The 19,428-nt window shown below is 74.2% G+C and carries 4 protein-coding genes; all 4 read left to right on the top strand.

Annotated features, from left to right (window positions below; all coding sequences use genetic code 11):
- The coding region (locus IF61_RS0131305) for a type I polyketide synthase (protein ID WP_157848735.1) at positions 1–9,282 on the top strand (9,282 nt) is incomplete at its 5' end.
- Positions 9,283–9,407: 125 nt separating this feature from the next.
- The gene (locus IF61_RS0131300; protein ID WP_030369937.1) at positions 9,408–10,598 is read left to right on the top strand and encodes a cytochrome P450; all 1,191 of its coding nucleotides are present in this window, start codon (positions 9,408–9,410) and stop codon (positions 10,596–10,598) included.
- Between the two features lie 197 nt (positions 10,599–10,795).
- Positions 10,796–17,278 (top strand): type I polyketide synthase, encoded by a 6,483-nt coding sequence (locus tag IF61_RS32990; RefSeq protein ID WP_052393321.1) that lies wholly within the window; start codon positions 10,796–10,798, stop codon positions 17,276–17,278.
- Positions 17,161–19,428, top strand: a 2,268-nt coding sequence (locus IF61_RS37350) for an acyltransferase domain-containing protein (RefSeq protein ID WP_342668034.1), incomplete at its 3' end; no start/stop codon positions are given. The genes IF61_RS32990 and IF61_RS37350, both read left to right, overlap by 118 nt.

Here is a 19,428-nt window from a genome sequence, read left to right as displayed (position 1 = left end):
ACGCAGCCGGCGTTGTTCGCGGTCGAGGTGGCGTTGTTCCGGCTGGTGGAGTCGTGGGGGATCCGTCCGGATTTTGTGGCCGGGCATTCGATCGGTGAGGTTGCGGCGGCGTATGTGGCGGGGGTGTTCTCGCTGGAGGACGCCTGTGCTTTGGTGGCGGCGCGTGCGCGGTTGATGCAGGCGCTGCCTGCGGGTGGCGCGATGGTGGCTGTGCAGGCGGCGGAGGGTGAGGTTTCGGCGCGGCTGGTGGAGGGGGTGTCCCTGGCGGCGGTCAACGGCCCGGAGTCGGTCGTGATCGCCGGGGACGAGACCGAGGTGCTGCGCATCGCCGAGGGGTTCGCGGCGGAGGGACGCAAGACGCAGCGGCTGCCGGTGAGCCACGCGTTCCACTCGCCGCTGATGGAACCGATGCTGGACGACTTCCGCCGGGCCGTCACCGGCATCACCTTCCAGGCCCCGCGGCTTCCTCTCGTATCGAACGTCACCGGTGAGCTCGCCGGCCCGGAGCTGGTGTGCTCGGCGGAGTACTGGGTCAGGCACGTCCGGGAGACGGTACGTTTCGCCGACGGCATGCGCACTCTGGCGGCCGAAGGCGCCTCGGCGTTCCTGGAGCTGGGTCCGGACGGTGTGCTGACGGCGATGGCCCAGCACATCCTGGAGGACGTCCCGGTCGCGGTCCCGGCCCTTCGCAAGGACCGCCCCGAAGAGACGGCCCTGCTCACCGCCCTCGCGCGCCTCCACGTCGGGGGCGTGGACGTGGACTGGGCCGCGTTCTTCAATGGCACCGGCGCCCGCCGCGTCGACCTGCCCACCTACCCGTTCCAGCACGAGCGCTACTGGCCGAAGCCGGGTGTCACGGCGGGCGACGTGTCCGCCGCCGGGCTGATGTCCGTGGAGCATCCGCTGCTGGGCGCGGCGGTGCCGGCGGCGGACTTCGACGGAGTGCTGTTCACGGGCCGGCTGTCGGCGCAGACACATCCCTGGCTGCTGGATCACGTGGTGGACGGCGTGCCCGTCTTCCCCGCCGCCGGATTCCTCGAACTGGCCGTTCACGCGGGTGACCGGGTCGGCTGCGACCGGGTCGGCAAGCTGTCCTTCACCGAGCCCCTGGTACTGGACGGGGACGGCGCGGTGCTGATCCAGGTGTGGGCCGGTGCTCCGGACGTGTCGGGCGCGCGGCAGGTGAGCGTCTACGCGCGGGCCGCCGATGCGGTGGACGGGACGTGGGCGGAGCATGCCCGCGGTGTACTGACCTCCGGGGAGACGACCGCGGAATTCGACGCGTCCGTCTGGCCTCCCAGTGGTGCCTCGGCGGTGGACCCGGAGGCGTTCTCCGCGGAACACGGTCCGGCGTTCCGGACGGTTCGGGCGGTCTGGGCCCGTGACCACGAGACGTTCGTCGAGGCCGTGCTTCCGGCCGGTGCGGTGGACGGCGAGTCCTTCGGGCTGCACCCGGCCCTGCTGGCGGCTGCGGTGCAGGTGGCCGCGGCGGGGCGCGAGGTCGCGCCGCTGTCGTGGGAGGGGGTCTCGCTGCATGCCGGTGGGGCCTCGGTCGTGCGGATACGTGTCACGCGGACCGGCGAGGACGTGTTCTCGGTGGCCGTCGCGGATGCCGAGGGCGCCCTCGTGCTGTCAGCCGATGCGCTGGTTCTGGGAGCCCGGGCGGCCGCGCGCCGGGCTTCCGGGGAACAGGGTTCGCTGCTGCGGCTGGAGTGGGTGGCGGCCCCCGGGACGGGAACCTCGCCGGACGCGCGGAGCGTGGTGCTCGATCCGCTCGGGACCGCGGTGCTGGCCGGTGTCACCGACGTGCCGGACCTGGTCGTGGTTCCCGTGTCCGGTGTGGAGGGGGACATCCCGGAGGCCGTGCACGAGGTGACGGCGCAGGCTCTGCGCCTGGTTCAGGAGTGGCTCGGGGAGGAGCGGTTCGCCGCGTCGCGGCTGGTGTTCGTCACGGACGGCGCGCTCTCCGGTGACGACCTCGCCGCCGCCGCCGTCTGGGGCCTGGTGGGATCGGCGCAACTGGAGCATCCGGGCCGCTTCGTCCTGGTGGACGCCGAGCGCGGCGATGCTTCGGCCGTGCTGTCCGGCCTGCCGGCTTCCGGCGATGACCGGTTCGCCGTACGCGAGGGCGCCGTGCTCGTGGGCCGGCTGGCCAGGTTCGCCGCGGAGGGCGGCGCATCGTCCGCCGTGCCGGAGTGGGACGCGGACGGCACGGTGCTGATCACAGGTGGCACCGGCGGCCTGGGCGGCGTACTGGCCCGTCATCTCGTGGCCGAACGCGGTGTGAAGCACCTGCTGCTGGCCAGCCGGCGCGGCCCTGAGGCGCCGGGTGCGGCGGAACTCCGTGACGAACTGACCGGCCTCGGTGCCGAGGTGGCAGTTGTCGCGTGTGACGTAGCGGACCGGGAGGCGACGGCTTCGCTCGTGGCCTCGGTCCCGGCCGGGCATCCGCTGACCGCTGTGATTCACACGGCCGGTGTTCTCGATGACGGTGTGGTGACGTCGTTGACCGCCGAGCGGGTGTCGGCCGTGCTGCGTCCGAAGGCGGATGCCGCCTGGCACCTGCACGAGGCCACCAAGGACCTCGGCCTGGCCGCGTTCGTGGTCTTCTCCTCGATCTCGGGCGTCCTGGGCAGCGCAGGCCAGGGCAACTACGCCGCGGGGGACGTCTTCCTCGACGCGCTGGCCCGGCACCGTGCGGCGCGCGGGCTGCCCGCGCAGTCCCTGGCCTGGGGCGTGTGGGCGCAGGGCAGCGGGATGAGGGGCACCCTGTCCGGCACGGAGATACAGCGCATCGCCGCGTCCGGCGTGCCGCCGCTGTCCGCCGGGCAGGGGCTGGCGCTGTTCGACGCCGCCACCGCGTCCGGCGAGACGTACCTCGTCCCGATCGGGCCGGTCGCCGCGGGCACACGGGTCCGCGGCGAGGTACCGCCGTTGCTGCGCGGTCTCCTCAGGGGAACCCGGCGTGCCGCCGCGACCACCGCCACGGGTGCGGGCACGGCCGTGCAGCTGGCCGGCCGGCTGGCGGGGCTGGGTGAGGGCGAGCGCGCCCGCCTCATGGCGGACCTGGTGCGGGCGGAGGCCGCGGCGGTGCTGGGGCACGCGTCGGCCGAGGCCGTCGACGCGCGGCGGGGGTTCCAGGACCTGGGCTTCGACTCCCTGACCGCCGTCGAGCTCCGCAACCGGCTCACCAACGCCACGGGCCTGCGGCTGACCGCGACCCTGGTCTTCGACTACCCCAACCCCACGACACTCGCCGAACACCTCGTCGCCGTACTGCTCGACGAGTACGGCGATGCGGGGGCTCCGGCCGTCGTCGCCGCGGCGGTCGCGGAGGACCCGGTCGTCATCGTGGGCATGGCCTGCCGGCTCCCGGGAGGCGTACGGTCCCCGGAGGACCTGTGGCGGCTCGTCCTCGAAGGCCGCGAAGGCATGTCCGACTTCCCGGCCGACCGCGGCTGGGACCTCGATGCCGTTCTCGGCGGGGCGGAGGGTGAACGCGGGCGCAGCGGCACGTCCAAGGGCGGGTTCCTCGACGGCATCGCGGACTTCGACGCGGCCTTCTTCGGGATCTCGCCCCGAGAGGCCGTCACCATGGACCCGCAGCAGCGACTGCTCCTGGAAACCTCGTGGGAGGCGATCGAACGCTCCGGCATCGACCCGGAGTCCCTGCGCGGCAGCCGGACCGGCGTCTACATCGGCACGAACGGCGTCGACTACTTCGGCGCCGTGCTGAACTCCGCCGAGGACGTGGAGGGCCATGGCGGCACGGGTCTGGCGGGCAGTGTCCTTTCCGGCCGCATCTCGTACACCCTCGGCCTGGAGGGTCCCGCCGTCTCCCTCGACACCGCGTGCTCGGCGTCGCTCGTCGCGCTGCACTGGGCCGCGCAGTCCGTGCGCTCCGGCGAGTGCTCGCTCGCCCTGGCCGGAGGGGTGACGGTGCTGTCGACCCCGATGAGCTTCCCGAGCTTCAGCCGTCAGGGCGTGCTGGCCACGGACGGCCGGTGCAAGTCGTTCTCGGACGACGCCGACGGCACCGGCTGGTCCGAGGGTGTAGGCGTCCTCGTCCTGGAGCGGCTCTCCGACGCGCGCCGCAACGGGCACGAAGTGCTCGCCGTCGTCCGGGGCTCGGCCATCAACCAGGACGGCGCCTCCAACGGACTCACGGCCCCCAACGGCCCGTCCCAGCAGCGCGTCATCCGCCAAGCGCTCGCGAACGCCGGGCTGTCGACCGGTGACGTGGACGCCGTCGAGGCGCACGGCACGGGCACGGCACTGGGCGACCCCATCGAGGCCCAGGCCCTGCTCGCGACCTACGGGCAGGACCGGACCGAGGGGCGGCCGCTGCTGCTGGGCTCGCTCAAGTCGAACATCGGCCACACCCAGGCCGCGGCCGGCGCCGCGGGTGTCATCAAGACGGTCATGGCGATGCGGCACGGCGTCCTGCCCCGCACCCTCCATGTCGGAACGCCCACGACGCACGTCGACTGGACGGCCGGTGACGTCGAACTCGTGATGGAGACGACCGACTGGCCGGACACCGGACGTCCCCGCCGGGCGGGCGTCTCCTCCTTCGGCATCAGCGGCACGAACGCGCACGCCATCCTGGAGCAGGCTCCGGACATCGCCGTGCGGCCCGGCCGGGATGTCCGGCCCGCCGAAGCGGAAGCCGTTCCGTGGCTCCTCTCGGGGAAGACCTCCGAGGCGCTCGACGCCCAGGTCGAGCTGGTGCGCGAGTGGGTCGGTGAGCGTCCGGAACTCTCGCCGCTCGACGTGGGCTTCTCCCTGGCCACCGGCCGCGCGGCCTTCGAACACCGCGCGGTGCTGCTGGCGGGGGCCGAGGTCGCGCGGGGCACGGCCGCGGACCGTTCGCTCGCGCTGCTGTTCCCGGGCCAGGGCGGGCAGCGCGCCGGTATGGGCCGGGAACTGTCCGACCGGTTCCCGGTGTTCGCGGAGGCGCTGGACGCGGTGCTGGCCCACTTCGACGGCGAGCTGCGGGAGGTGATGTTCACCGACGCCGAGCGCCTGGACGAGACCAGGTTCACCCAGCCCGCGCTGTTCGCGATCCAGGTGGCGCTGTTCCGGCTCGTCGAATCCTGGGGCGTCCGCCCCGACTTCGTCGTGGGCCACTCCTTCGGCGAGATCGCGGCGGCCCACGTCGCCGGAGTGCTCTCCCTGGCGGACGCGTGCACCCTGGTCGCGGCCCGCGGCCGGCTGATGAACTCCCTGCCCGCGGGCGGCGCGATGATGGCGATCGAGGCGTCCGAGCAGGAGGTGGCGGCACGGCTGACCGGCGGTGTGGCGATCGCCGCGATCAACGGCCCGGAGGCCGTCGTCATCTCCGGAGACGAGACCCACGTCCTGCGCATCGCCGACGCGTTCGCCGCCGAGGACCGCAAGACGCGGCGGGTACTGGTGCACGTCGCCGGCCACTGCCCGCTGATGGATCCGATCCTGGACGACTTCCGCCGGGTCGCCGAGGGCCTCTCCTACGGGACGCCGAAGATCCGGGTCGTCTCGACCGTGACCGGCGAGGAGGCGTCCGGGGAACTGATCGGCTGCGCCGACTACTGGGTCCGGAACGTCCGCGAACCCGTCCGCTTCGCCGACGGCATACGCACCCTGGCCGCCGAAGGAGCCTCGGCCTTCCTGGAGCTGGCACCCGACAGCGTGCTGACGGCGGTGGCCCAGCACAACCTGGACGGCATCCCGGTGGCCGTGCCGGCGCTCCGCAAGGGCCGCCCGGAGGAGACCGCCCTGCTGACCGCCGTCGCGTCCCTCCACGTCGCCGGTGTCGAGGCGGACTGGCCCGCGTTCTTCGCCGGCACCGGCGCCCACCGCGTCGACCTTCCCACCTACGCGTTCCAGCACCGGCGCTACTGGCCGAAGCCCGGAAACCCGGTGGGAGACGTGGCCTCCGCCGGCCTGATGCCCGCCGAGCACCCGCTGCTGGGCGCGGCCGTGTCGCTGGCGGGTTCCGGCGGGATGCTGTTCACGAGCCGCCTGTCGGCGGAGGCCCACCCCTGGCTGAAGGACCACGCGCCGGGCGGCAAGGTGGTCTTCCCGGCCTCCGGATTCCTCGAACTCGCCGTCCGGGCCGGGGACCAGGTGGGCTGTGAACAGGTCACCGGACTGGCCCTCGGCACACCGCTGGTGCTCACCGCGGGCACGGCACTCGTGGCACAGGTGCGGCTCGGCGCTCCGGACGAGAAGGGCGCCCGCGAGATCCGGTTCTTCTCACGGCCGGAGGACGCACCGGACGACGACCCGTGGACGGAGCACGCGACCGGCACACTCTCCACCGGTGAGCACATCGCGGACATCGACGCCCCCACCTGGCCGCCGAGCGGTGCGTCCGCCGTCGACCTGGACGGTTTCTACGACGAGACCGGGTACGGCCCCGCCTTCCGCGGGCTGAGCTCGGCCTGGATCCGCGGCGACGAGGTGTTCGCCGAGGCCGCGCTCGAAGGCGATGCCGCCTCCGCCGCCGGGAGCTTCGGTCTCCACCCCGCGCTGCTCGAAGCGGTCGTCCACGCCGCCTCGCTCTCCGGCGCGGGGGACGAGGACCGCATCCAGCAGGCCGTCTCCTGGAGCGGAGTGTGCCTGCACGCCTCCGGCGCGTCGGCGGTGCGGGCACGCGTCACGAAGACCGGCGAGGACTCCGTCTCCGTCGCGCTGGCCGACGAGTCCGGTGCCCCCGTGCTGTCGGCGAGGGCCGTCACCGTGAGCACCCCGCCGGACGCCCCGGAGCCCGTCGACCACCGCCGGAGCAGCACGCTGCTGCGGCTGGACTGGCTTCCGGCCCCGGAGGCGGAGGCCGCGCCGGGAACCTCCAGCGTGGTGCTCGCCCCGCTCGGGACCGGGTCGCTGGCCGAGGTCACGGGCAGCCCGGAGCTGATCGCGGTTCCCGTGCCCCGTACGGAGGGCGATGTCCCGGCGGCCGTGCACGAAGCGACAGCACAGGCCCTTGAGCTGGTGCAGGGCCTGCTCGCGGAGGAGCGGTTCACCACGTCGCGGCTGGTCTTCGTCACGCAGGGCGCGGTCTTCGGCAGCGACCTCGTCGCCGCCTCCCTCTGGGGCATGATGCGCTCGGCGCACGCGGAACACCTCGGCCGCTTCATCCTGGCCGACCTCGACGACGGCACCGACCTGACGGAGTTCCTCGCGAAGCTGCCGGCCCTGACGGCCTCCGGCGACGTCCAGTTCGCCGTGCGCGACGGTGCGGTACACGTCGGACGACTGGGCTGGCTGCCCGCCGCCACGAGCGCGCGGCAGCCGGCCTGGGACCCCGACGGCACCGTCCTCATCACCGGTGCCACGGGTGCACTGGGCATTCACCTCGCCCGGTGGCTGGCCGCGAACGGCACACGGCACCTGCTGCTGGTCAGCCGCAGCGGCCCCGCGGCGCCCGGCGCGGCCGAACTGGCCGGCGAACTCCGGGAGCTGGGCGCCCTTCCCACGATCGCCGCGTGCGACGTGGCGGACCGTGCCGCACTCGACGCGCTCCTGGAGACGATCCCGGCCGAGCACCCGCTGACGGCGGTCCTGCACCTGGCCGGTGCCCTCGACGACGGCATGATCACGTCGCTCAACCCCGAGCGGCTGTCGGTCGTCCTGCGCCCGAAGGCGGACGCCGCCTGGCACCTGCACGAGGCCACCAAGGACCTCGACCTGTCCGCCTTCGTCATGTTCTCGTCCCTCTCCGGCCTCCTCGGCGCCCCCGGCGTGGCCAACTACGCGGCGGCGAACGCCTTCCTGGACGGCCTGGCACGGCACCGGGTCGCGCTGGGCCTGCCGGGCCAGGCCCAGGCGTGGGGCCACTGGGCCGTGGACGCCGGCATGGCCGGCGAACTGCCCGAGAGCTTCCTGCACCGCATGCGGGCCAACGGCCTGGCACCGGTCACCATCAGGCAGGGCACGGCCATGTTCGACGCCGCTCTCGGCTACGCCGAGCCGGTCGTGGCGGCCATGGGCGAGATCGCCGGACCGGCCCAGGGGCAGGGCGACGTACCCCCGCCCTACCGCGCCCTGGTCCGCCGGAGCCGGCGGTCCGCCGCGCAGGCGGCGAGCGCGTCCGGCGCGATCACCTTCGCCCGGCAGCTGCTGGACCTGCCGGAGGCGGACCGCGCACGCCGCGTCGTCGACCTGGTCCGTGCGGAGGCGTCCGTCATCCTCGGCTACGCCTCGGCCGAGGAGGTCGAGGCCGACCGCGACTTCCTGGAGCTGGGATTCGACTCGCTGACATCGGTCGAGCTCCGCAACCGGATCGCCACGGCCACCGGGCTGCACCTGCCCGCGACGGTGGTCTTCGACAACAAGACCCCCGAGAACCTGGCCACCTGGCTGCGCAGCGAACTCGCCGCGCAGCCCGGCCCGGACGGCCTCCCGTCCGGCGCGGACCTCAGGGGACCGGCCGCCGGACCGGAAGTCGACTCGCTGGAGCGGATCTTCGTCGACGCCATGGAAACGAACAAGGTCGAGGAGGCCCGCCGCCTGCTGTCGGCCTTGAGCGCCATGCGCCGGACCTTCGACAACGCGGCGGAGCTCGAGGACCTGCCCCTGCCGACCACGCTCGCCGAGGGCCCCGCCGAGCCGCGGCTGGTGTGCATCAGCACGCCCACCGCCAACGGCGGGGTCCACGAGTACGCCAGGCTCGCCGCCCAGTTCCGGGGCGAGCGGCACGTCTCCGCGCTGCCGCTGGTCGGCTTCTCGGCGGGGGAGCGGCTGCCGGCCACGCCCGAGACCGGCACCAGGGTCGTCGCGGAGAGCGCGCTGCGCGCGAGCGACGGCCACCCCTTCGTCCTGGTCGGGCACTCCTCGGCCGGAGCGTACGCCTACGCGGCGGCGGGCCTGCTGGAGAACACCTGGGGCATCAAGCCCGCCGCCGTGGTGCTGCTGGACACCCTCAGCATCCGGCACGAGAGCCACGAGCCCATCGACTACGCCGCCGTGATGCGGGAGAACTTCCTGATCCACGAGGTCTCGCCGGTGCGGATGACGAACTCCCGGCTGTCCGCGATGGGACGGTGGATGGGGCTGCTGAACCGGCTCGAGGTGCAGCACACGACCGCCCCCGTGCTGGTCGTCCACGCGACGAGGGCCTCCAGCCTCCAGCCCGCGGCCCCCGGCCCCGTCGGCCCCGACGGAGAGGAGCAGAGCCACCTGTTCCCGTCGGCGCGCATCCGCAAGGTCGACGCGGACCACTTCTCCATGGTCGGCGACGACGCCGCGTCGACCGCGCAGGTCATGCGGGAGTGGCTCGGCTCCGTCGACGGGGCGTGACCGTACTGGAGTGACGCACGGCACGACCGGTGGCCCGGGGAAGCAGCCCGGTCCGTCCGCCCCGGGCCCACCGGTCGTGCGCGCGCAGTGTTCCGATCCCCTACGAACAAGAGGCAGGACTTGCCATGACCGTTTCTTCCCAAGGCCTCCCCTCTCTCGGTCTGGAACCGCCCGCCCTGCTCCGGGTGAGCCCACTGCTGCGCCGGCTCCAGGAGGAGGGACCGGTCCGCCGGGTCCGCACCCCCGCCGGGGACGAGGGGTGGCTGGTGACCCGCCACGCCGAGCTCAAGGAACTGCTGCACGACGGGCGCGTCGGCCACACGCACCCCGACCCGGCGAACGCGCCCCGCTACGTCAGGACCCCGTTCCTGGACCTGATGATCACCGACACCGACGCCGAGGCGGGACGCCGGACCCACGCCGAGGTGCGCCGCCTGCTCACGCCGATGTTCTCCGCCCGGCGGGTGCGCGAGATGGAGCCGCAGGTGGCCGCCGTCGTGGACGCCGTACTGGACCGGTTCATCGCCCAGGGCCCGCCCGCCGACCTGCACGGCGGCGTCTCCGTGCCCGTCGCCCTGACGGTGCTCTGCGACATCATCGGCATACCGCCGCACAGCCGTGAGGAGCTGACGGCGTTGCTGTCCCGGATGGCCCTCCTCGACACCCCGGAGAGCGTGCGGGAAGGCCAGCAAGAGCTGTTCGCGTTCGTCGGAGGACTGGTCGAGCGGAAGCGGGCGGAGCCCGGCGCCGACATCCTCACCCGGCTGTCCGAGGGCGGACTCCCCGAAGAACGGGTCGCACCGCTGGGAGTGAGCCTCCTCTTCGCCGGGCTGGACAGTGTCGTGACCTTCCTCGACCACGGCGTGGTGCTCCTGGACCACCACCCCGAGCAGCGCGCGGCCGCCCTGGCGGACCCGGACCTGATGACGCACGCGGTGGAGGAAGTGCTGCGGGCCGCCAAGGCCGGCGGGTCGATCCTGCCGCGCTACGCCTCCGAGGACGTCGAGATCGGCGGCGTCACGATGCGGGCCGGAGACCTGGTCCTGTTCGACTTCAGCCTCCCCAACTTCGACGAGCGGGTCTTCGCCGAACCGGAGCGGTTCGACATCACCAGGGCCCCCAACCCGCACCTGACCTTCGCCCACGGGATGTGGCACTGCATCGGCGCCCCGCTGGCGCGCATCGAGCTGAAGACGGTCTACACCCAGCTGTTCACCCGCCTGCCCGGCCTCCGCCTGGAACGCCGGGCGGACGAACTGCGACTGCACGACGGCCAGTTGTCCGGCGGCCTCACCGAGCTGCCCGTGACCTGGTAGGCCCAGCCGCCCGCCGTTCCCGGCACCCTCGCCCGTACGCACGCCCCCACCGCACCACCGGGGCCGCGCGTACGGGCGTCGTGCTCTACGGAATCCCGCAGTCGGCCTTGAGCAGGATGGCCCTGGACAGTGGGTCAGGCGTGCGTGTCGACGCCCTGTGCCCGGGAACCGGCATTCCACGAGGGGTTGGCATCCTGATGTCGAACGAGGCGAAGCTGCGCGAGTACCTCAAGCGCGCGATCGCGGATCTCCACGAGACCCGGCAGCAGCTGGGCGAAACGGAGCGGAAGCAGCGCGAGCCCATCGCGATCGTCTCCATGGCCTGCCGCTTCCCCGGCGGCGTCCGCTCGCCGGAGGAGCTGTGGGAGCTGCTCCGGGGCGGCGTCGACGCGATCTCCTCGCTCCCCGGCAACCGCGGCTGGGACCTCGACGGCCTCTACGACCCCGACCCCGGGCACCAGGGCACCAGCTACACCCGCGAGGGCGGATTCCTCTACGACGCGGGCGAGTTCGACCCCGGATTCTTCGGGATCTCGCCGCGCGAGGCCCTCGCCATGGACCCGCAGCAGCGCCTGCTGCTGGAGACCGCGTGGGAAGCCCTCGAACGGGCCGGCATCAACCCGGAGTCCCTCGCGGGCAGCCGCACCGGCGTGTTCGTCGGCACCGGCTACTCCGGGTACGACACCGCCGGCCGCCGCCGGCCGGACGAGGTCGCCGGCCACCTCATGACCGGCAACTTCATCAGCATCGCCTCAGGCCGCATCTCGTACGCCCTCGGCCTCGAAGGCCCCGCCCTGACCGTCGACACGGCCTGCTCCTCGTCGCTCGTCGCCCTGCACCTGGCGGCACAGTCGCTGCGGCGGGGCGAGTGCTCCCTCGCCCTGGTGGGCGGCGCAACAGTGCTGTCCACCCCGCAGATGTTCGTGGACTTCTCCCGCCAGCGCGGCCTGGCCCCCGACGGCCGCTGCAAGCCGTTCGCGGCCGCCGCCGACGGCACGGCCTGGGGCGAGGGCGTCGGACTGCTGCTGGTCGAGCGGCTCTCCGACGCGGTACGCAACGGCCACCCCGTGCTCGCGGTGCTCAAGGGCTCGTCCGTCAACCAAGACGGCGCGTCCAACGGCCTCACGGCCCCCAACGGCCCGTCCCAGCAGCGCGTCATCCGCCAGGCGCTGGCCGACGCCGGGCTCGCCGCCGCCGACGTCGACGCCGTCGAGGCGCACGGCACGGGCACGGCGCTGGGCGACCCCATCGAGGCCCACGCCCTGCTCGCCACGTACGGACAGCGCCCCGCGGACCGGCCCGTACTGATCGGCTCCATGAAGTCCAACATCGGCCACACCCAGTGGGCCGCCGGCGTCGCCGGCGTCATGAAGATGGTCCTGGCGATGCGGCACGGGGAGCTGCCCGCGACCCTGCACCTCGACGAGCCCACCCCCCACGTCGACTGGAGCGAGGGCAGCGCCCGGCTCCTCGCCGGGCCCGAACCCTGGCCCACGACCGGCAGGCAGCGCCGCGCGGCCGTCTCGTCCTTCGGCATCAGCGGCACCAACGCCCACGTCGTCCTCGAACAGGCACCACCGCACGAGGCCGGACCGGCACCCGCGCCGGCCGCCCGGACCGGCGCGCTGCCCTGGATCCTGTCCGCCCGGACCGGCGAGGCCCTGCGGGCCCAGGCGGCACGGCTCGCCCGCCACGTCCGCGCCCACGCCGGCCTCGGACCGGCCGGCGTCGCCCACTCCCTCACGGCCGGCAGGACGCTCATGGAGCACCGCGCCGCCGTCGTCGCCGGCGACCGGGACGCGTTCCTCACCGGCCTGGACGCCCTTGCCGCAGGCCGCACCGCGGCCGGCCTCGTGACCGGCGTCGCCGCGAAGGCGCCCGCCGCCTTCCTCTTCGCCGGGCAGGGCTCCCAGCGCCCGGGCGCGGGACGCGAACTGTACGGCGCCCACCCGGAGTTCGCGAAGGCCTTCGACGCGGTGTGCGCCGAGCTCGACCCGCACCTGGACCGGTCCGTGCGCGACATCGTCTTCGCTGAGGACGGCACGGACGAAGCCGCCCTGCTCGACCGGACGGCCTACACCCAGGCGGCGCTCTTCGCCCTGGAGACCGCCCTGTTCCGGCTCGTCGAGTCCTGGGGCATGACGCCGCGGTTCGTCGCCGGCCACTCCATCGGCGAGCTCACCGCCGCCCACGTGGCCGGAGTCCTCACCCTCCCGGACGCCGCACGGCTGGTCGCGGCGCGCGGCACCCTGATGCAGGCGCTCCCCGAAGGCGGTGCCATGGCGGCCGTCGAGGCCACCGAGGAGGAGATCCGCGCGTCCCTCGCCGCGCACGAGGACCGCGCCGCCCTCGCGGCGGTCAACGGGCCCGCCTCCACGGTCGTCTCGGGCGACGAGGACACCGTGACCCGGATCGCCGCCCACTGGGAGGCGCGGGGACGCCGCACCAAGCGGCTCCGGGTGAGCCACGCCTTCCACTCCCCGCACATGGACGGCATGCTGGAGGACTTCCGGCGCGTCGCCGAGGACCTGGAGTTCCACGCCCCCCGCATCCCCGTGGTGTCCACGGTGACCGGAGCGCTCGCCGGCGACGAACTGTGCTCGCCCGCGTACTGGGTCCGGCAGGTCCGGGAGGCTGTCCGCTTCCACACCGCCGTACGCACCCTCGAAGCCGAGGGCGTCACCACCTTCGTGGAGATCGGCCCCGGCGGCGTGCTCACGCCGATGGTCGAGGACTCCCTGACCACCCTCGAAGAGCCCCTCCTCATCAGCCTCCTGCACACGGGACGCCCCGAAGAGCACGCCCTCGCCGAAGGAGTCGCCACCGCCTCCGCCCACGGCACCCCCGTCGACTGGGCCGCCTGGCTCGGCACGCTCGGCGCCGCCCGCGCCGAGCTGCCGACCTACGCCTTCCAGCGCGAGTGGTACTGGCTGGACGCCGGCGCCACGGCCGACGAGGGCCCGGCCGGCGGAGCGGGCGAGGCCGGATTCTGGGAAGCCGTCGAACGCGAGGACCTCGAAGGGCTGTCGGCCGTCCTGGCCATCGACGGGAACGAGGCCGACTCGCTCGGCAGCATCCTCCCCACGCTCTCGTCCTGGCGCCGGCAGCGCAGGACCCGGGCCGAGGCGGACAGCTGGAGCTACCGGGTGCACTGGACCCCCCTCGCCGCCCCGGCCGGCCCCCCGGCCACCGGGAACTGGCTCGTCGCCCTGCCCGAGGACGCCACCGGCGACCCCTGGGTCACCCGGCTCCTCGGCACACTGCGCGACCAGGGCCTGCACACCCACCCTCTCGTCCTCCCCGGAACCGACGCGACCGAGCTCCCCGACGGGCCGTTCGACGGAGTGCTCTCCCTGCTCGCCCTCGACGAACGCCCCCACCCGCACCACCCCGCGGTGCCGCGCGGCCTGGCCGCCACCACCGCCCTCGTGCGAGCCCTGGAGACCTCCGGCCTCCGGGCCCCGCTGTGGTGCCTGACCCGCGGCGCCGTCGCCGTGGACGAGCGGGACGCGCTCACCAGCCCCCTCCAGGCCCAGACGTGGGGCCTCGGGCGCGTGGCCGCCCTGGAATCCCCGCAGAGCTGGGGCGGACTCGTCGACCTCCCCGCGAACGTGGACGGACGCGTCGTCTCCGGGCTCCTCGGGGCCCTCGCCGGAAGCGAGGACCAGATCGCCGTCCGGCCGGCCGGATCCTTCGCCCGCCGCCTGCGGCGGATCACGCCCGGCGGCGAAACCGGCGCCCGGTGGACCGCACACGGCACGGTCCTGGTCACCGGCGGCACCGGCGCCCTCGGCGCCCACGTCGCGCACTGGCTGGCGGACGCCGGAGCCGAGCACCTGGTGCTCACCGGCCGCCGCGGCCTCGAAGCCCCCGGCGCGCCGGAGCTCGCGGCCGCACTCGCCGACCGGGGCACCCGCGTCACCGTCGCCGCCTGCGACGCCGCCGACCGTGACGCCCTGGCCGCCGTCCTCGCGGACATCCCCGAGGACCTGCCCCTGACCGGGGTCGTCCACGCCGCCGGCGTACTGGACGACGGCGTGCTGGAGGCCCTCACCCCCGAACGCTTCGAGACCGTCCTGCGCCCGAAGACCACCGCCGCACTGCACCTGCACGAACTCACCCGGGACCTCGGCCTGGAAACGTTCGTCCTGTTCTCCTCGGTCGTCGGCGCCCTGGGCAACCCCGGCCAGGCCAACTACGCCGCCGCCAACGCCTTCCTCGACGCCCTCGCCGAACAGCGGCGCCGCGAGGGCCTCCCCGCCACCTCCATCGCCTGGGGCTCCTGGGCCGGCTCCGGCATGGCCACGGACAGCGAGGCCGCCGCCCGGCTGAGCCGCGACGGCCTGCTCCCCATGGCACCGGCCCCCGCACTCGCCGCCCTCCGCCAGGCCCTCGCCCAGGGCGCGGCGAACGTGACCGTGGCCGACGTGGACTGGGCGGCCTACGCCCCCGCACTCACCGCCGTCCGCCCCAGCCCCCTCCTCGCCGGCCTCCCCGAGGCGCGCCACGCCCTCGCCGGCGGCGACCGGCCGCGCGAGGAGCGCTCCCCGCTGCGCGACCGGATCGGCGCACTGCCGGCCGCCGAGCAGGAACGCGCCCTGCTGCACCTGGTCCGGGAAGAAGCCGCCAAGACCCTCGGACACGCGTCGCCCGACACCGTCGACGCACAGCGCCCCTTCCGCGCCCTGGGATTCGACTCGCTGATGGCGGTCGGCCTGCGCAACCGCCTGTCTGCCGCGGCCGGCCTCCGGCTGCCCGCCACCCTGCTGTTCGACCACCCCACGCCCACCGCGGTCGCCGGCTACCTGCGCACCGAGGTCCTGGGCACGGCCGGGGCCGGGCCCGCCGTGGAACGGGCGGCCGCCGTCCTCGACGAGCCGGTGGCGATCGTGGGCATGGCCTGCCGCTTCCCCGGCGGGATCGGCTCGCCGGAGGAGCTCTGGCAGCTGCTGGCCGAGGGCCGGGACGCCATCTCCCCCCTCCCCGGCGACCGGGGCTGGGACCTCGACCGGCTCTACCACCCCGACCCCGGCCACCAGGGAACGAGCTACGCCCGCGGCGGCGGCTTCCTCGACGACGTGGCCGGCTTCGACGCGGACTTCTTCGGGATCTCGCCGCGCGAGGCCCTCGCCATGGACCCGCAGCAGCGCCTGCTGCTGGAGACCACCTGGGAGGTCCTCGAACGGGCCGGCATCGACCCCGGGTCCCTGCGGGGCAGCAGCACCGGTGTCTTCGCGGGCACCAACGCCCAGGACTACCGCACGGTCCTGGACGCGGCACAGGACGAGGTCGCCGGGCACGCGCTCACCGGCAACGCGCTGAGCGTGGTCTCCGGCCGCGTGTCGTACACCTTCGGCTTCGAGGGACCGGCGGTCACGGTCGACACGGCCTGCTCGTCGTCGCTGGTGGCGCTCCACATGGCGGTGCAGTCACTGCGGTCGGGCGAGTGCTCACTGGCGCTCGCCGGCGGTGTGACGGTGATGGCGACCCCGTCCTCCTTCGTGGAGTTCGCCCGGCAGCGCGGGCTGGCCGCCGACGGCCGCTGCAAGCCGTTCGCGGCGGCCGCGGACGGCACCGGCTGGAGCGAAGGCGTCGGACTGCTGCTCGTGGAACGGCTGTCGGATGCCCGGCGCAACGGCCACCGGGTGCTCGCGGTCGTACGCGGCAGTGCCGTGAATCAGGACGGTGCGTCGAACGGTCTGACGGCGCCGAATGGCCCGTCGCAGCAGCGGGTGATCCGTCAGGCGCTGGCGAGCGCCGGGTTGTCGGCGGCGGATGTGGACGCGGTGGAGGCGCACGGCACGGGCACCACCCTGGGCGACCCGATCGAGGCCCAGGCACTGCTCGCCACCTACGGCCAGGAGCGGCCGCGGGAAAGGCCGTTGCTGCTGGGGTCGGTGAAGTCCAACCTCGGACACACGCAGGCCGCCGCCGGTGTGGCCGGTGTGATGAAGATGGTCCTGGCGATGCGGCACGGTGTGCTGCCCGAGAGCCTGCACGTGGACGAGCCCACCTCGCACGTCGACTGGACCACGGGCGCGGTCGAACTGCTCACGGGGAAGACCGAGTGGCCCGGCACGGGCCGCCCCAGGCGCGCCGCCGTCTCCGCGTTCGGGATCAGCGGCACCAACGCGCACGTGGTACTTGAGCAGGCCGAGGACGGGCCCACGGACACCGAGGCCCCCGCCACCGCCCCGGAGACCCGGGCGCCCGTGCCCCTGCTGCTGTCCGGCAGGAACGACAGCGCCCTGAAGGCCCAGGCGGCCCGGCTCCTGGCCCACCTCCACCGCGACCCCGCACCGCGGCTCACGGACAGCGCGTACACGCTGGCGACGCGCACGGCCTTCGCCCACCGCGCGGCCGTCCTGGCCGACACGCACGACACCGCGGTACGCGCCCTGACCGCCCTGGCCACGGGCGAAGCCGACCCCGCCCTGGCCACCGGCGCCGCGCACGAAGGCAAGGACGCCTTCCTGTTCTCGGGTCAGGGTTCGCAGCGGCTGGGGATGGGCCGGGAGTTGTATGCCCGGTTCCCGGTGTTCGCGGAGGCTTTCGATGGGGTGTGTGCGGGGCTGGACGAGCACCTGGACATTCGGTGGGTGAGATTGCGGCCGCGCATGTGGCGGGTGTGTTTTCGCTGGCGGATGCGTGTGTGTTGGTGGCGGCGCGGGGCCGGCTGATGCAGGCGTTGCCTGCTGGTGGTGCGATGGTCGCGGTCCAGGCGACGGAATCCGAGGTCCTGCCGCACCTGACCGAGGACATCGCGATCGCGGCGGTCAACGGCCCGTCGTCGGTCGTCGTCTCCGGTGCCGAGGACGCGGTCGAGGCGATCCGCTCCCACTTCGAGGGCGAGGGCAGGAAGACCAGTCGGCTGCGGGTTTCGCACGCCTTCCACTCGCCGCTGATGGAGCCGATGCTGGACGGCTTCCGCGCCGTCGCCGAGGGCCTCACCTACGGTGCGCCTGAGCTCACCGTGGTCTCGAACGTGACCGGCGCCCCGGCCACGGCCGGGGAACTGCGCAGCCCCGACTACTGGGTGACCCACGTCCGCGAAGCCGTACGCTTCGCCGACGGGATACGCGCCCTGCACGCCGAGGGCGTGACGCGCTTCCTGGAGCTGGGGCCCGACGGCACGCTCTCGGCCATGGCACGCGAGTCGCTGCCGGACGAGACCCTCCTCGTCCCCGCCCTGCGCAAGAACCGCGCGGAGGACGCCACGCTCCTCGCCGCGCTCGGGCAGCTGCACGTCCACGGCACGTCCACCGACTGGGCGGCGTTCTTCGCCGGCACGGACGCGCGCGTCGCCGACGGCCTTCCCACGTACGCCTTCCAGCACGAGAGGTTCTGGCCCACCCCCGGCCGTACAGGCGCCGGGGACATCGGCGCCGCCGGCCTCGAAGCGGCCGGGCACCCGCTGCTCAGCACCGCCGTGGAACTGCCCGACAGCGACGGTCTGTTGTTCACGACCCGCCTGTCGCTCCAGTCCCATCCCTGGCTGGCCGACCACAGGATCACGGGGTCGGTCCTGCTGCCGGGCACGGCGTTCGTCGAACTCGCCGTCCGCGCCGCCGACGAGGCGGGCTGCGACCGGATCGACGAGCTGACCCTGGCCGCCCCGCTGGTCCTGCCCGAACACGGCGGCGTCCAGGTGCAGCTGCGCGTCGGTCCCGCCGACGAGACCGGCAGGCGCACCCTCGGCGCCCGCTCCCGGCCTGAGGGCGACGGCGACCGCCCGTGGATCCAGCACGCCACCGGCATCCTCGCGACGGGCGACCGGACCCCGGACCCCGGCCACGACTTCCGCACCGGACCCTGGCCGCCCGCCGGCGCCGAGGCCGTGGACCTGACCGGCGTCTACCAGGACTTCGCCGACGGTGGGTTCCACTACGGACCGCACTTCCGGGGCCTGCGGGCCGCGTGGCGGCGGGGCGACGAGGTGTTCGCCGAGGTCGCCCTGCCCGAGGCCGCCGAGGCCGACGCCCCCGCGTACGGCCTGCACCCGGCGCTGCTCGACGCGGCCCTGCACGTCTGCGCCTTCAACGGCGTGGACCAGGGCGTCGTGCCCTTCTCGTGGGAGGGCGTCTCGCTCCACGCGTCCGGCGCCTCGGCCGTACGGGTCCGCGTCGTCCGGCACGGTACGGACACGGTGTCCGTGGACGTCGCGGACGCCGAAGGCGGGCCGGTCGCCTCCGTCGAGTCCCTGACCGTACGGCCCGTCTCCGCCGGCCGGCCGGACGGCGGCGCGAGCCCCGTCGCGCGCGACGCGCTGTTTCAGGTGGCGTGGAACCCCGTACGGCTGCCCCCGGCCGGGGCCGCGGCGACCGTGGCCGTGCTCGGCTCCCTCGCGGGCTCGACGTTCGACAGCCACGCGCACCTGGCGTCCCTGGCCGGCTCCGGCCGGGTGCCGCAAGCGGTCCTGGCCCCGGTGACGCCCGCCTCGGGCGACGTGGTGGAGTCCGTGCACGTCGTGGCGGCGTGGGCGTTGGGGCTGGTGCAGTCGTGGCTGGCGGACGAGCGGTTCGCGGATGCGCGGCTGGTGTTCGTGACGCGGGGTGCGGTGTCGGGTGAGGATCTCGCCGGTGCTGCCGTGTGGGGTCTGGTGCGGTCGGCGCAGTCGGAGAACCCGGGCCGCTTCGGCCTGGTGGACCTGGACGCGGAGGCCGACACGGCTGTCCTGCCGCGCGCTCTGGCCTCGGACGAACCTCAACTGCTGATGCGGGGCGCCGACGTGCTCGCGGCCCGGCTGGCCCGGGTTCCGGCACAGGAGCTGCGGAGGCCTGTCTGGGATTTCTCCGGCACGGTGTTGATCACCGGTGGTACGGGTGGTCTG

Source organism: Streptomyces roseoverticillatus, assembly GCF_000719265.1.
GTDB lineage: Bacteria > Actinomycetota > Actinomycetes > Streptomycetales > Streptomycetaceae > Streptomyces > Streptomyces roseoverticillatus.
Note: the sequence above shows the minus strand (reverse complement) of the source record. Positions and strands in the feature narration are given on the sequence as shown.

What these genes read in the sequence shown, in the direction of transcription:
- IF61_RS0131300 (WP_030369937.1), top strand. Translation starts at nt 9,408, where the DNA reads ATGACCGTTTCTTCCCAAGGCCTCCCCTCTCTCGGTCTGGAACCGCCC.
- IF61_RS32990 (WP_052393321.1), top strand. Translation starts at nt 10,796, where the DNA reads ATGTCGAACGAGGCGAAGCTGCGCGAGTACCTCAAGCGCGCGATCGCG.